Source organism: Burkholderia sp. Se-20378 (assembly GCF_017104665.1).
In the GTDB taxonomy this organism is placed as follows: Bacteria; Pseudomonadota; Gammaproteobacteria; order Burkholderiales; family Burkholderiaceae; genus Burkholderia; species Burkholderia lata.
Genome location: NZ_JAAGPG010000191.1, coordinates 1 through 14,659, shown reverse-complemented (window position 1 = coordinate 14,659; position 14,659 = coordinate 1). Strand labels below are relative to the sequence as shown.

Sequence of the window (14,659 nt, the reverse complement as noted above, 5' to 3'; positions counted from 1 at the left end):
TGTCCCGCGATGCCAGCCCGCGCCGCTCCACATCGCCACGCCGGCAATCGCCGCCAGCCCCACGACACCATAGACCACGGCGCGCCGCGCCAGCGGCGCGCGCCCTCCTCGTGCCGTCATCGATTACACGCCCGCCAGCTTCAGCCGGTTCGCATGCGTGCGGATCACCGCGACCGGATCTTCCGCATACGCGCCGCGCACGCCGAGCAGCTGGTTGATCTCGTCGAGGTGGTTCCACTTGTAGCTCGTGCTCAGCACCTTGCCGTACAGCGCACTGCACCTCGACACGACTCCGTCGTTCTGCCCGGAGCCGCGGTTGACCATCACCGTGCCCGTGCCGTACAGCGCAAGCGTCGACAGATCAAGTGCGTTCGCCGGATCGACGACCGGAATGGTGCTCGTGTCGGTCGCACCCGTGACGCCGAACAGCGAAAGTGTCGGCTGGATCGCCGTGCCGGCCCACGAGTACAGCAGATGCGTGTTGCCGCCGACGGTTTCGGTCGGCGCACCGGTCTGGCAACTGCCCGGCGCACCCAGGCCAGCACTCGGGTAGTTCTGGTTGTACGTGGCGGCCCGTGCGGTGGTCAGCGTCTGCAGTGCGGCGAGCGCGTCCTGGTTCGTGTTGTGGGTGCTGCTCGTCAGGATTCCGAATACATTGACGAACGCGGCGATCACCGATGAAGAAAGCCCGGTCGGATCGTACGCAAGCACGCTCTGCACGAAGTCGGCGAACTCGGAGCCGCGATGCGGCGTGCCGATCGTCGTCACCGACGCGACGAGATCGGGCGCGACGGCCGCGACATAGCGCGACGACAGGCCGCCCTGGCTGTGGCCGACGAGATTGACCTTGGTCGCGCCCGTCGCCGCGAGCACCGTCTTCACGTAAGCGAGTAGCTGTTCGCCGCGCCCGTTCGGGCCGTCGTCGCTCTGGAACCCCGACAGGTTCGCGACGTAGACGGTCGCACCGTTCTGTTGCAGGTCTTCCTGGATGCCATACCAATACTCGAGCACGCCGGCGTACTTGTCGGTACCCGTCAGCCCGTGCACGAGGATGATCGGATAGCGCGTCGCCGCATAGTTGTCGGCAGACGCGGTCGCCGCCACCGCCGCATGCGTCGTCGCCAACGTCATCACAGCGGTCGTCCCCGCGAACGGCGCGATGCTCATCGCGCATGCCACTGCCCCTGCCACCACCCTGGAACGCATCGTTTTGGCCATGCATGTTCTCCTGATTATTGTGCTGCCGGTGCGAATGAAGCCGGATCGACACACACTACGCGTCTCGAACGTCGCAACCACCGTGTGCGTCGAATGCGGGAGTGAATCACGACTCGCGAACGTTTGCTCCCTGACTAGATACGGTTCTCTAATCGGTTGACGTACCCCGCCCGTTCGGGCGGGGCCACATTCATGCGTGCGCATGCTGCAACGCACACGCGCAATGCGTTACAGCTTCGCACTCACACGCACCCATGCGGTCCTGCCCGGCTCCATCACCGGCGAGTTCGCCGGATAGCCGAAGCCCGCGTTGCCGGCAAGGTTCAGATGCTCGGTGTAGGCCTTGTTCAGCACGTTGTCGACGCCGACCGAGATCTGCACGGTCTTGCTGACGTTGTATTGCGTATGCAGCGAGAGCACACCGAATCCGGCGCTCGGGCCGAAGTCCTTGCCGACCACATTGCCCTCGTTCAGTGCATAACGATGCTGCGGCGCAACGATGCGCCACAGCCCCCCTGCCGACCACGCGCCACGCGTGTATTCGAGCCCGATGCGCGCCTCGAGCGGCGGCATCTGTGGCAACGGATCGCCGGTTGCCACGTTGCGCCCCCACGCATACGCGAGCGACGTCTCGACGCGCAGCGGCGAAACCGGTTTCCACGACACACCCGCTTCGCCGCCCATGATCTGCGCATTGACGTTGGTTGCCTGTGTGGTCGGGCCCATCATGCCGGCCGCGTAGTTGAACAGAATGAAATCCTGGACGTAGCCTGCGTACGCCGACACCCATGCGTCGAGCCGGTCGCTCTTGTATTGCGCGCCGATGTCGAGCTGCGTGGTCTTCTCCGGCTGTACCGCCGAGAACGCGTTGATCGAACCGGCCGGCCCGCGCTTCGCGGAGAACAGTTCCCAGTAGTCGGGATAGCGCTCCGTATGGCCGACGCCCGCGTACCACGTGACCGGCAGCGACGCGAGATCGCGCTCGTAGCGGACGAAACCGCTCGGCAACACGCGCGTACGATCGTCGTCGAAGGTCGGGTTCGGCTTGCTCTTCATCATGCCGCTCGTCGTCGCGCGCTTGTCGCGTGCGCTCGCATAGTCGACGCGCGCACCGCCGATCACGCGCGACACGTCGCTCGCGTACCACGTCAGTTCGCCGAACACGCCTGCGTTCCACATCGTCGCCTGCGCATCCCACGGCTTGTCGCCGTAGTTCTGCCGCCCCATCGCCGAACGCGAGTCGAGCCGGTTCGATTGCGCATCGACGCCCGTCACGAGCTTGAAGTCGTCGGCGAAACGGAACGTCGCGGCCGCGCGCGCGCCGACCGTGCGACGCCGCACCTCCGACGCCATCCGCATCGGCATGCTGCTGGTCGGGTCCGGTTGCCGCAACGTGTAGTTGTCCATCACGTGATCGGCTTCGTTGTAGTACACGCGGGCCTCGATCCGGTCGAGCACGTCGCCGAGATGCTTCTTGTCGAACGACAGGCCGAACGTCTCGCGGCGGAAATGCGCGCCGTCCATCCCGCGCCCCGCATAGCGCGCATAACCGTCACCGGTGCCGGCAGTCAGCTCGACGCGCGTGTGGTCGTCCGGCGTCCAGCCGAGCGCCGCATCGGCGTTCCACTTGTCCCACTGCGACGGCACGGTGTTGCCGTTGCCGTCCTTGTAGTCCTGCGAATGCGCGTGGTTCGCGGTCACGCGGCCATAGACGTCCGGCGTGCCGGCCGTCACGTCGATGTTCTGGTCGTTGCGGCCGAACGACCCGCCGACCAGGCTGCCTTCGAAGCGCATGCCGGGCTTGTCGAAGCGCGGCGTCACGCGCTCGAACATCACGGTGCCGGCCGACGCGCCGGGACCGTACAGCACGGTCTGCGGCCCCTTCACGACGGTGACCTTGTCATAGCTTTCCGGTGCAATGTACGACGTCGGCGCATCCATCCGGCCCGGGCATGCGCCCAGCGTCGACATCCCGTTCGCCAGGATGTTCAGCCGCGAGCCGAACATCCCGCGCAGCACGAGGTCGCCGTTGGTGCCGCCGCTGCGGATCGACGTGAAACCGGGGATCGTCTTCAGGTAATCCGCGCCGTCGCTCGCGGGCAGCGGCTGGCGCGGGGTCTTCGGATCCGTGACGACGACGAGCGGCGTCGACAGCGGCGATGCGACGACTTCGATGGCCGGCAGCGGCGCGGCCGTATCGTCGGACGGCGCGCCGGGTGCGCGCGCCGTTTCGGCGGCCGCGGCGCTCGCGGCCAATGCGCCGACAGCGAGCGCGGGAACAGTGAGTTTCAGCACGCGCGGCAGACGCCGCGCACAGGCATTGCGTGACGCCCGCGGCGCACGCAACTGGAAAATGGTCATGATCGAAAGCCCGAGTGACGCCCTCCACGCGGCCTCGACGGGCCGCACGGATTCGGCGGTGAATGGAACGGAAACAGCGCGTCAGGCGCGCTCGGGCGGGGCGCGCGGGTACGCGCGCGGATAGCGGTCGGTGCGCGCCGCGACGGCAGGCGGCGCGACGGCGGAAACGGAAACGACGGGAACGGAAGCGAGTGCCGCGGCGGCAGGCCCGCCGATCGCGGGGCTGTGCGCGAAGAAACCGCAGTAGCCGCATGCATCGAGATGCAGCGCATGATCGTGCATGCGGCCCGCATCGGGCGACTGATGCGCGCCATGCTCCGTACTGCAGACGATTGCGTCGGGCGTGGCTGCCTGCGCGACGCGCCACTGCGACACCAGCGGCGCCGCGATCGCGAACCAGATCGCGAGCACGCCAAGCCAGGCGGTCAGGTGACGATGTCGGTGCAGCATGCTCGGCAACGAGTAAGCGGAATGTAAAAACAGCCGAGATGTTACAGAATGTTTAACGCGATGGCCAGCGCGGATGCCGGTAAACGAACCGGGGGCGCATGGTTGTCAACACAACCATGCGCCCCCGCCTGCTGCGTGCTTCCGGAACGTGCCGTTCAGGGCGCCATGCGGCGCAACGCGTCGTCGCGCCGGATGAAATGATGGTAGAGCGCGGCCAGCGCGTGCAGGCCGATCACGAAATAGAACGCGTTGCCGATCAGCTCGTGCGCTTCCTTGATCGTCGGCCGCAGCGCCTTGTCGGGGCCGAACAGCGTGAACGAGATGCCGAGCCAGTCGAGCGACACCGGCTTGCCGCCGAGGTTGATCATCATGATGCCGAGCAGCGGCTGCGCGATGATGAACACGTAGAGCGCGACATGTGCAAGCTTCGAGAGCCAGCGCAGCAGCACCGCCTGCGGAATGGCCTCCGGCACACGGCTGACGGCTCGCCACAGCACGCGCAGCACCGACAGCACGAGCACGAGCGTGCCCGCGGTGAGATGCACATTCATCCAGAACACCCGGCTGTCGCTGCCTTTCGGCCCGCGGATCTCGATCGCCAGGTAGGCCAGCGCCACCAGCAGGAAAACGGCCCAGTGGAAGAAGATCGCGGGCGAGCTGTAGCGCGTCTGTTTCGCGAGGATGTTTCTCATGCTTCGTCTCGGGTTGTATGCGGGGAGGGACGCATGCAGCCACCGGCCTGCGCCCGGCAAAACTGCCCCGATTGTAGCCGCACGGGCGCCCGGTTTTGCACGACGCGCGCAAATATCCGACGAATGGCCTACGTGCGCCGCGCGGTGCTTCATATGGAAAATCCGCATCGCGCGCCCAAACGGCTGTGGCACGATGGAGCTTTGGTGCGACGGCGCGCGGGCATCATGAGCAAGGCGTTCTTCGTTGCGGCCTATCGGCTGACCGCCGCGTTGCTCGCGGTATCCACCACGCTGCACAGCGTCGCCGACTACTGGCACCTGCCGGGCTTTCATCTCGGCAACTACCTCAGCTACTTCACGCAACTGAGCAGCCTCTACGCGGCCGCGATGCTCGCCACCGGGCTCTGGCGCATCGCACGCCCCGGCTCGGCCCGCTACGAATCGATGCGCGGCGCCGCAGTGCTGTACGTCCTGATCACCGCGATCGTCTACGAACTCCTGCTCGCGCGGCTCGATGCGCTGCGCCACATCACGCCGGCGTTCAACAACTGGGTGCTGCACCGGATCGTGCCGCTCGTCGTGCTGTGCGACTGGCTGTACGTGGAGCCGCGCCAGCCGATCCCGTGGCGCAGCGCGTTCGCCTGGCTCGGTTTCCCGATCGTCTATCTCGGCTACACGCTGGTGCGTGGCGCGCTGGAGAACTGGTACCCCTACCCGTTCGTCGATCCGCGGCCGCACGGCTACCTGCCGGTCGCGATCCAGTGCTCGCTGATCGCGATAGGCGCGGCGGCGCTCGCACTGGGCATTCGCTGGCTCGGCAATCACGCGAGACAGTCCGATGCGGTGACGCTCAGGAAAGGATGAGGGCGGGAGCGTGTGCGCCGCCCGGCGCACACGGGGTGATGCGGGCCGTCAGCCGCCGTTGCGCGGCAGGAAGTTCATCGGATCGACGACCTTGCCGTTCTGGCGGACTTCGAACTCGAACGTCGAACGGCCGCTCGCGTCGGAGCCCATTTCGGCGACCGGCTGGCCCTGGCGCACCGCGTCGCCTTCGTTGACGAGCAGCTTGCCGTTGTGTCCATAGGCCGTGATGAGCCCGTTCTCATGCTTCAGGATCACGAGCGGGCCGTAGGCCTTGACGCCGGACCCGGCGTACACCACGCGCCCGGCCGCCGCGGCCCGCACCGAAGGGTCGGGCCCGGAGGCGACGATCACGATGCCGCGCGTCTTGCCGGCCGAGAACGGCGCAGCCACGACACCGGTGGCCGGCCAGGCGAGCGAGCCCGGCTGCGCGGCCGCCGCGGGCGGCTGCCCGAGCGACGTCGCGGCAGGCGGCGGCGCAACGCGCAGCACCTGGCCGGGATACACGGCATCGGTCGGTGCCATGTGGTTCCAGCTGGCCACGTCCTGGACGCGCTGTCCGTAGGCGTTCGCGACGCCCGCGAGCGTATCGCCCGGATTCACGCGGTAATAGCCGGCAATCACGCCCGGCGTCGCAGCCGACGTGGGTGCCGACTGGCGCGCCGGCTGCCAGCTGTCGGTCCACGGCGTCATCGTGCAGCCCGTCAGCGCGATGGCTGCGGCAACGAGCGCCGCCTGCGGCAGCCAGCGCGTCAGCGCATCGTGGATGGGAATAGTTTCTCTCAAGGGTCCTCCCGGATTTGCGTCGTTGCGCCGCCCACCGCCCCCCGGCGCGCGACGCACGATGTCCGGCCAAACGGCCGGACCAACCAGTATCCGACCGCTCTCGCGGCCGTCAGTTTCCACAGCGGGACATTGGTGCGAATGGGCTCACCGGCCCCTCTTTCGCGTCGTCCCAATCGGCAAAGATACCATTTGTGGCGGTCAAGGCCGCGTCAGGTGCCTGATCCGGCAACAATCTTGCGGCAGCGCACCCGCGTACCGGCGGCCTGCAAGCCGCGCCGCGCGGGCCGCCGGGCGGGCCTGCGGCGGATCTTCAGCAGGCCGTGCCGCCCTCGCCCGCAGTCTCGATCCCGTCACATTCTCCCCTTCGATCGCCGCCTATACTCGGTGATGCACTGCGCGATCCAACGACAACGAGGAGCATGACAATGAACAACGCGACGTTTCTTTCCGTGCAGCTCAACGCCGACGATTTCTCCGGCTCCAGCGGCCTGGTCGAATTGCTCAACCGGCACCTGCTGTTCGCGACCGACGTCGCCGAGGCGGCCGATGCGCTCGTCCAGCTGGCGAGCGTCGCGCATATGACCGGCGCCACGCGCCACAGCGTCGAGCTGCCGATCCTCGCGATCGAGCGGCTGCGCGATGCGCTCGACACGTTGAGCGGCTACGACGAAACGTGGCTGCAGGTGCTGGAACCGGCCGAAGCGCTGTTCCGGGACATCGGGCGCGGCCGGCGCGCGCTGCACTGAACTGACGGCTGGCGCGATACGCGCGCCGCCAATGAGAACAGCCCGACGTTCCGCATGACGGAACGTCGGGCTGTTTTTACTTCCAGGGTCGGATCAGGCCGCCGATGCGGCCGCACCATTAACGACCCTTGTAGATCGGGGCGTCGTCAGCGATACGCTTGACTTGCCAGCCGGTCTTGGCCTTGGCCGGCGCGCCGGATTCTTGCGCGGCAGCCGGTTGCGCGCCGTAGCCGGTCGTGTCGGCAGCGGCGACGTTCTGTTGCGGGTTCAGACGGGCTTCAGCGGCCTGGATGCCTTCCGGGTAGTTCGTCCGGTCGCTGCCCAGCTTGTAGCCGGCTTGTTGCACGGCGACCAGTTCGGCCTTCACCTGTGCACGGGTGACGGGCGCGTTCTGTTGGGCGAACGAGACGGCGGGAACGGCGAGGACGGCAGCTGCAGCGAACGTTGCGATCAGCGATTTCATGATTACCTCCGGGATTTTTTTGCTCCGCCGCACACACCATGTCTGCAGCGATGGAACAGAGTTTAGTCCCGGCGTCCCCTAGGGAAAACCATGAAAGAGCGAAAACACTGTTTCCCCGGAGCCAACAATGTCGGCATCCGGGATAGAAAAACCCTATTCAAAGAATAGATTTTCGCAACAATACTGCCCTCGCCAGCCGGTCAGGACCAGTTCGCGTGGAAGCTGCCCGGCTTGTCGGTACGCTCGAACGTGTGCGCGCCGAAGAAGTCTCGCTGCGCCTGCACGAGGTTCGCCGGCAGCCGCTCGGAGCGGTAGCTGTCGAAGTACGCGACCGCCGATGCGAACGCCGGTACCGGCACGCCGGCCTTCACCGCGGCGACCACGACGTCGCGCAGCGATGCCTGGTAGTTCGCGGCGATATCCTTGAAGTACGGATCGAGCAGCAGGTTCGCGAGCGCCGGATCCTTCGCGTACGCGTCCGTGATCTTCTGCAGGAAGCGCGCGCGGATGATGCAGCCCGCACGGAAGATCTTCGCGATCGTCCCGAGGTCGAGGTTCCAGCCGTACTCTTCCGACGCCGTGCGCAGTTGCGCGAAGCCCTGCGCGTACGAGATCACCTTGCTCAGGTACAGCGCGCGGCGCACCGCTTCGATGAACGCGGCGCGATCGCCGTCGAACGGCGCGGCAGCCGGGCCCGACAGGACCTTGCTGGCCGCGACGCGCTCGGTCTTCAGCGACGACAGCACGCGCGCGAACACCGATTCGGTGATCAGCGGCAGCGGCACGCCGAGATCCAGCGCGTTCTGGCTCGTCCACTTGCCGGTGCCCTTCTGCGCGGCGCGATCGAGAATCACGTCGACCAGATGCTTGCCGGTTTCCTCGTCCTTCTTGCCGAAGATCTTCGACGTGATCTCCATCAGGTAGCTGTCGAGTTCGCCCTGGTTCCACTCGGTGTACACCGTGCCGAGTTCGTCGTTGGTCAGGCCCGCGACGTCCTTCAGCACCGCGTAGCTTTCGGCGATCAGCTGCATGTCGCCGTACTCGATGCCGTTGTGGACCATCTTCACGTAGTGACCTGCACCGTCCGGGCCCATGTACGCGACGCACGGCTCGCCGTCCGACGGCGCCTTGGCGGCGATCTGCTTGAGGATCGGCTCGACGAGGTCGTATGCGTCACGCTGGCCGCCGGGCATGATCGACGGGCCGCGCAGCGCGCCCTCTTCGCCACCCGACACGCCGGTGCCGATGAAGTGCAGGCCCGATTGCGCGAGTTCCTGGTTGCGGCGGATCGTGTCGGTGAAGTGCGTATTGCCGCCGTCGATCAGCACGTCGCCCTTCTCGAGCAGCGGCTTGAGCGATGCGATCGTCGCATCGGTCGCTTCGCCGGCCTTCACCATCATCAGGATCCGGCGCGGCGTTTCGAGCGACGCGACGAACTCCTCGAGCGTATAGGTCGGCACCAGATTGCGGCCGGGGAATTCGGCGATCAGTTCGTCGGTTTTCTCGCGGCTGCGGTTGTACACCGACACCGCGTAACCGCGGCTCTCGATATTGAGTGCGAGATTGCGGCCCATCACCGCGAGCCCGATCACACCGATTGCTTGTTTGCCCATTAGTCAATTCTCCGGAAAAAACGGGGCGCGACCCGAACCGGGTCGCGCGCACAGGCGAAAGGATAGTGGAAACCCGGCGGCGATGCGCGCTTCCCTGTCATTGCTCCGCGTGCGGCAGCCGCCGGAACACGACGCTCAGGTTGTTCGCCGGCATCTCGACCACCTCGATGCAGTCGAGCCCGCGATCGAGGCCGAGCGCGACGACGGTTTCGAGATCGCGCACGCCCCACGACGGGTCGCGGCTGCGCAGTTGCAGGTCGAAGGCTTCGTTCGACGGCGCCGTATGCCGGCCCTCGCGGCGATACGGCCCGTAAAGGAACAGCACGCCGCCCGGCCGCAGCAGGCGCGACGCGCCCGCGAACAGCGCGTCGGTGCAGGCCCACGGCGAGATGTGAATCATGTTGATGCAGACGATTGCATCGAGCGCGTCGACCGGCCACGACGCGTCGCGCACGTCGAACGCGAGCGGTCCGGCAACATTGGCGAGGCCTGCATGGGCAACCCACGCGGCAATCGAGCGCCGCGCCTGCGCATCGGGATCGCTCGGCTGCCAGTGCAGGCCCGGCAGCGCCTGCGCGAAATGGACCGCGTGCTGCCCCGTGCCGCTCGCGATTTCGAGCACGTGGCCGCTCGCCGGCAACACGCGGCGCAAGACGTCGAGGATCGGCCCGCGATTGCGTTCGGCCGCCGGCGCCGACAGCCGCGCGGACGGATCGGGAGAAGAGGTCGGATCGGTCACGATGCGTGCTCCGGTGCGTGGCCCGTGAGGCCCAACCGCGCAGTCAGCGCGTCGAGCGCGGGTGCGCAGCGCGCCTCGACCTTCAGCGTCAGCATCGGATCGGCGCGCGTATGGCCGAGATTGAGCGCGGCGACCGGCTTGTTCTGCGCCTGCGCCCACACGCAGAAGCGGTAGCCGGAATACACCATCAGCGACGAGCCGACGACCAGCAGCGCATCGGCCGCATCGAGCGCCTGCGACGCGAGCGCCACGCGCTCGCGCGGCACGTTTTCGCCGAAGAACACGACCGCCGGCTTCAGCAGCCCGCCGCACGCGGGGCACGCCGGGATGCGGAACGTGTCGAGCGCGGCCCATTCGAGGTGCGCGTCGCCATCCGCGGCCGGCTCGGCCTCCGCGCCCAGCAGTTCGGGATTGTCGGCCTCGAGCATGACCTGGATCGTCGCGCGCGCATGATGCGCGCCGCAACCGAGGCACGTGACGCCGTCGATTCCGCCGTGCAGCTCGATCACGTCGCCGCTGCCCGCGCGCTGGTGCAGGCCGTCGACGTTCTGCGTGACGAGACGCTCGATCCGTCCCGAGCGACCGAGCCGCGCGAGCGCGACGTGCGACCCGTTCGGCTGCGCGCGGCCGACGACGGGCCAGCCGATCATGCTGCGCGCCCAGTAGCGCCGCCGCGCGGCATCGGAGCCGAGGAATTCGTGGAGCTGGATCGGCGGCGAGCGCATCCACTGGCCGTTGCGGTCGCGATAGCCGGGAATGCCGGAGTCGGTGCTGATGCCGGCGCCGGTCAGCACCAGCAGGCGCGGATGACGCTCGACGAACGTGTGCAGCGCATCGAGTGCGGCCGGATCGATGCCGGCGGTTGAAGGGTCGTGCAGGGCTTTGTCGTTCATGTTGGCAACGCGTGATCGGGCGCGCCGGCAAGCACCGTGCGCCCGCACGGGCGGCCAGGCACGCCAGCACATGATACAGAACGTCGCGCGATCGGGCCGATGGCTCGCGTCGCAAACCGGCGTCCAAAAAAAGACGCCCATCGCCACGTGGCGATGGGCGCTTCAACAATTGATCCATCGGGGTAGTGGATCAACTGACAGCACAATTTCGCGGCGTCCGCCCTGCTGCGGCCGGTGAACGCTTCCCCTGGACTGCCCATGTTCCGCGATGCCGAATGCATCGATGCGCTGCCGGCTTTCCGGTGCGATCCGGTTCGGACCCGTCGCGCCGACGCAAGGCACGGCACGCACACGCCTACGCCGCGCGACGACTCGCGTTGCGCGCGGCAGATTGACGATCCGGGATCCGGGCCGGGCCATCCGCAGGCATTCACGGTTCATCCCCGACGGCCGACTGGCACCAGTCGGCCTCGTGCGCTACACCTGCACGTCGTCGTTCAGAACAAACCCGATTGCTCGGATGGAACGGAAAGCCGCGCGCTCACGTCGCCTCGATAAACGGCGAAGCAAATAGCCCGGCAGGTCGGCGATTCATGTTTGCAACACGACACGTTGCGATTCGGTCTGTTTTCATTCTCTTGTCCCCGTCTCCGATACGTCCGACCCACTGAAGCGATCGCCGGACCGACTGCGTCCGCGACCGCGCTCACGGCGTGCACAGATATGCAAGGAGCGCACCATGCTTCACGCCGCAAGGCCGCGCGGGCGGATTGGGTGCCATCGACGCGAATCGCGCACCGGCAAGCAGCGCGAACGTTTCGAAACTGAAACGCCCTCCGGATCGACGCACGTCGGCCGGGCGTGCCGCCACGCGGCACCGGCCCGACCCGCGCGGGCAGCGCGGCGTTGCATCTGCGCGCGATCGCCGAACGGCTTACAATCGCCCCACAGCGCCGCATGCGTGCGGCGCGCGGCCCCGTGCCGGCATTCCTCGCGCAGCGCGCACCACCTGACCCGAGCCCTTGACTCGACGCATGCCTGACGCAAACGACTGGCTGGATATCGACTACCGCACGCTGTTCCGGCTGCATCCGGGTCGCCGGATCGAACACGAGAACGATCCCGAGTGCTCGCCCGCGCCGCGCTTCTGGCTCGGCCGATGCGCGGACGGCAACCTGGCGGGCATACGCGCCGACGTGCCCACCCCGATCGCAGACGAACTCGCGCGCCTGGCCGATAGCGAACCGCCGATGGCGGACCGCATGCAGCCCGCGCATCTCGAGCGCTATCTCGCGCTGCTCGCCCCTGTTCCGCACTGGAATATCGGCCTCGTCTACCCGCTGCCGCACGCACTCGGTTTCGACACCGACCCACGCATCGCGCTGATCGACGGCGACAGCGACGCGGGCCGGCAACTGCTGCATGCGCTGTCCACGCACGGGATGCCCGAAGGCCTGTTCTCGATGGGGTTTCGGCGCGTCGCCGATCTGTGGGCGCCGTGGTGCGCAGCCGTCGTCGACGGAGAAGTCGCATCGGTCGCGTTCGCCGCGCGGCTGTCCGAAGTCGGCGCCGAACTCGGCCTCGCGACGGCCCCTGCATTTCGGGGGCGTGGCCTCGCGGCGGCGGTAACCGCAGCGTGGTCGCGGCTGCCGTCGCTTCAAACGCGCACGCTGTTCTACAGCACTGACCGCGACAACCGCGCGTCACAACGCGTGGCGTCGCGCCTCGGCCTCACGCTGCGCGGCACGACACTGCGGGTGGCTTGACGCCGTGGCCGGCGCGACATCTCAACGAAAAGCCTCGATCGCCTTGACGCGACGCTCGGTTTCGTCGACGAAGCAACTGTCATGCTCCACGAGGCCGAGCGAGCCGCCCGCATCGGGCTGCCGCGATTCGGCACACGTGGCATCCCGTGCCTTGAGCCAGCGGCGCTCGTCGTTGCGCAACCTCGCTTTGCCCTGCTCGTCCAGGTTCGCCATCTGCGTCTTGTAGACGGCATTCAACCGCTTGTCGGCCGCTTCGTACTTCAGCCGCAGGCAATTGCGGATGTCGGCCGTGTAGCCCGTCTCCTCGGCAGTCTTGCAGATAGCGGCTTGGCCTGCTTCGTCCGCCAGCGCGCCGGACGCAACCGCGAAGAACATGGCGCACGCTGCCAGACCGATCACCCTGTGTGGAAGCGCATTCATCCGGATTCGTTGTTTCAATGAAGGAAGGCATCGATTATGCCCGGCCCGCTTTCCGCATCACGTTCGCTGCGTGTACGCCAACCGGTCGAGCTCGATCAGTCACGGCGCATGCCGTGCCGCTGCCGCGCAGCCGTCGTGCAAACACGCTAGCATTCGGACACGCAACGTCGCGCGTTCGCTTCGCGCCGCCTCCAAGGACTCGACATGACCACGCCCGCCCCTGCCCGCCCCGACGTCGCGCATCGCGTCTTTTCGGACGAACGGTTGTCGATCGGCCTCACGCTTCCGCTGCTTCGCACCGGCCATATCGTCGCCGACTTCGACGAGCAGCTCGAACTCGCGGCGCTGGCCGACACGCTCGGCTTTCGCGCGCTGTGGATTCGCGACGTGCCGCTGAACAGCGCCGACTACCCCGATCCGGTCGGCCACCTCGACCCGTGGGTCCTGCTCGGCGCACTGGCGTCACGCACGCGCCGGATCGCGCTCGCCAGCGGTGCGATCGTGCTGCCGCTGCGTCATCCGCTGCATATCGCGAAAGGCGCGCTGTCGGTCGCGACGCTGTCGGGCGGCCGCTTCATCCTCGGGCTCGGCTCCGGCGACCGGCCGCCCGAATATGCGGCGTTCGGCGTCGATGCGGAGACGCGGCGCGACCGATATCGCACGAACTGGGAGGTCGTCGCGGCCGCGCTCGGCGTGCCTTCGCGCGTGCTGCCCGACGAAGCGCCGCCCGATGCACCGGAATTCACGCTGCTGCCGCGCGGCGCCGACGCCGTGCCGATGCTGGCGGTCGGCTCGGGCGGGCAAAGCGTCGACTGGATCGCACGGCACTCGATCGGCTGGATGACGTACCACCGCGATCCGGACACGCAGCGCGCCCGCTATTCGATGTGGCGCGCGGCGGTCGACCGGCTCGCGTCACCCGCCTTTCGCGCATTCGGCGTATCGATGCGGCTCGACCTCGTCGCGGATCCCGATGCCCCGGCCACCGCATTGCCGCTCGGCTATGCAACCGGACGCCGCGCATTGATCGACATCCTGCACGACATGCGCGCGGCGGGCACGCATCACGTCACGCTGAATCCCGGCTCGGACCGGCCCGTGCGCGAAGTCGTCGAAGAAATCGCGGAACACGTTCTACCGGTTTTTCATGACGAGCCAGCGTGATTCGGCAGGATTCCAGATTAATTTGACGCGACGCGTGCATCGCTCGCCGTTGCCGACAAGCCAGCATTACAAAGACGTTACATGCCGGCAATTGACACACCCAGACCTATCCGGCTGCCTGCAGTCTGCGTCCGCCGCATGACCGCGCGAACGCGCCGTAAACACCCGCGCCGCGTCGGGTATGCCCGATTCGAATGATCGTCGACGGAACTATTCGGTTCCGATCGCGATCATGTTAACTTCCGTCCATCGTTCAGCCTGGCGGGCCGCGCGCCGATGCGCGCCCGCATGCCCACTCCATGCGACATTTCCTCCTCGGCTGGCTGCTTGCCGCCGTCGTATCGGCCGCCCACGCGGCCGCTCCCGCCCCTGCCGCCGCGTCGGCCGCTTCCGGCACCGCGCCCGCGCTGACACCGCAACAGGCGCAGCAGGCACTCAATGTGCTCGAAAATCCACGCGATCGCGCGCAGGTCGAAACGACGCTGCG

General features: G+C 67.4%; 15 protein-coding genes and 1 pseudogene. 5 read left to right on the top strand and 11 right to left on the bottom strand.

What is annotated here, in order from left to right:
* The 5 genes and pseudogenes from G3N93_RS20245 to G3N93_RS20225 all read right to left on the bottom strand — a co-directional run.
* Window positions 1-120: pseudogene (locus G3N93_RS20245) on the bottom strand (lipase chaperone); the annotation flags it as partial.
* A gap of 3 nt (window positions 121-123) precedes the next feature.
* On the bottom strand, window positions 124-1,218 hold the full coding sequence (locus G3N93_RS20240; RefSeq protein ID WP_174937081.1) for a triacylglycerol lipase: 1,095 nt from the start codon (window positions 1,216-1,218) through the stop codon (window positions 124-126).
* A 228-nt stretch (window positions 1,219-1,446) separates the two neighbouring features.
* Window positions 1,447-3,579 carry a TonB-dependent copper receptor gene (locus G3N93_RS20235; RefSeq protein ID WP_174938592.1) on the bottom strand — a complete coding sequence of 711 codons (2,133 nt, stop codon included), beginning with the start codon at window positions 3,577-3,579 and terminating at the stop codon, window positions 1,447-1,449.
* 81 nt (window positions 3,580-3,660) lie between these two features.
* On the bottom strand, window positions 3,661-4,029 hold the full coding sequence (locus G3N93_RS20230; protein ID WP_174982755.1) for a DUF2946 domain-containing protein: 369 nt from the start codon (window positions 4,027-4,029) through the stop codon (window positions 3,661-3,663).
* A gap of 155 nt (window positions 4,030-4,184) precedes the next feature.
* Window positions 4,185-4,721 carry a cytochrome b gene (locus G3N93_RS20225; RefSeq protein ID WP_174937075.1) on the bottom strand — a complete coding sequence of 179 codons (537 nt, stop codon included), beginning with the start codon at window positions 4,719-4,721 and terminating at the stop codon, window positions 4,185-4,187.
* 225 nt (window positions 4,722-4,946) lie between these two features.
* Here G3N93_RS20225 and G3N93_RS20220 point away from each other — a divergent pair, with 225 nt between their 5' ends.
* Complete coding sequence (locus tag G3N93_RS20220; protein ID WP_174937073.1) at window positions 4,947-5,585, top strand: Pr6Pr family membrane protein; 639 nt, start codon at window positions 4,947-4,949, stop codon at window positions 5,583-5,585.
* A gap of 48 nt (window positions 5,586-5,633) precedes the next feature.
* On the opposite strand, the gene G3N93_RS20215 is transcribed toward G3N93_RS20220, so the two are convergent.
* Window positions 5,634-6,368 carry a peptidoglycan DD-metalloendopeptidase family protein gene (locus G3N93_RS20215; RefSeq protein WP_206133795.1) on the bottom strand — a complete coding sequence of 245 codons (735 nt, stop codon included), beginning with the start codon at window positions 6,366-6,368 and terminating at the stop codon, window positions 5,634-5,636.
* A 425-nt stretch (window positions 6,369-6,793) separates the two neighbouring features.
* Here G3N93_RS20215 and G3N93_RS20210 point away from each other — a divergent pair, with 425 nt between their 5' ends.
* Window positions 6,794-7,114 (top strand): hypothetical protein, encoded by a 321-nt coding sequence (locus G3N93_RS20210; protein WP_011355773.1) that lies wholly within the window; start codon window positions 6,794-6,796, stop codon window positions 7,112-7,114.
* A 118-nt stretch (window positions 7,115-7,232) separates the two neighbouring features.
* On the opposite strand, the gene G3N93_RS20205 is transcribed toward G3N93_RS20210, so the two are convergent.
* The 4 genes from G3N93_RS20205 to G3N93_RS20190 all read right to left on the bottom strand — a co-directional run bounded on the left by G3N93_RS20205 (window position 7,233) and on the right by G3N93_RS20190 (window position 10,822).
* Window positions 7,233-7,577, bottom strand: coding sequence for a DUF4148 domain-containing protein (locus G3N93_RS20205; protein ID WP_011355774.1), 345 nt, complete (start codon window positions 7,575-7,577; stop codon window positions 7,233-7,235).
* 200 nt (window positions 7,578-7,777) lie between these two features.
* A complete protein-coding gene (gndA, locus tag G3N93_RS20200; protein WP_174937069.1) occupies window positions 7,778-9,190 on the bottom strand; it encodes an NADP-dependent phosphogluconate dehydrogenase in 1,413 nt (470 codons plus the stop codon).
* Between the two features lie 97 nt (window positions 9,191-9,287).
* The gene (locus G3N93_RS20195; RefSeq protein WP_174938602.1) at window positions 9,288-9,929 is read right to left on the bottom strand and encodes a DUF938 domain-containing protein; all 642 of its coding nucleotides are present in this window, start codon (window positions 9,927-9,929) and stop codon (window positions 9,288-9,290) included.
* Window positions 9,926-10,822 (bottom strand): NAD-dependent protein deacetylase, encoded by an 897-nt coding sequence (locus G3N93_RS20190; RefSeq protein WP_206133794.1) that lies wholly within the window; start codon window positions 10,820-10,822, stop codon window positions 9,926-9,928. Before G3N93_RS20190 ends, G3N93_RS20195 begins: the two co-directional genes overlap by 4 nt.
* A gap of 1,034 nt (window positions 10,823-11,856) precedes the next feature.
* Here G3N93_RS20190 and G3N93_RS20185 point away from each other — a divergent pair.
* Window positions 11,857-12,588 (top strand): GNAT family N-acetyltransferase, encoded by a 732-nt coding sequence (locus tag G3N93_RS20185; protein ID WP_206133793.1) that lies wholly within the window; start codon window positions 11,857-11,859, stop codon window positions 12,586-12,588.
* Between the two features lie 21 nt (window positions 12,589-12,609).
* On the opposite strand, the gene G3N93_RS20180 is transcribed toward G3N93_RS20185, so the two are convergent.
* Window positions 12,610-13,008 carry a lysozyme inhibitor LprI family protein gene (locus G3N93_RS20180; protein ID WP_206133792.1) on the bottom strand — a complete coding sequence of 133 codons (399 nt, stop codon included), beginning with the start codon at window positions 13,006-13,008 and terminating at the stop codon, window positions 12,610-12,612.
* A gap of 204 nt (window positions 13,009-13,212) precedes the next feature.
* Between G3N93_RS20180 and G3N93_RS20175 the strand changes: the two genes are divergently transcribed.
* Window positions 13,213-14,172 carry an LLM class oxidoreductase gene (locus G3N93_RS20175; RefSeq protein WP_206133791.1) on the top strand — a complete coding sequence of 320 codons (960 nt, stop codon included), beginning with the start codon at window positions 13,213-13,215 and terminating at the stop codon, window positions 14,170-14,172.
* A gap of 299 nt (window positions 14,173-14,471) precedes the next feature.
* Window positions 14,472-14,659: hypothetical protein (locus G3N93_RS20170; RefSeq protein ID WP_206133790.1), on the top strand; the 188-nt coding region annotated here is incomplete at its 3' end.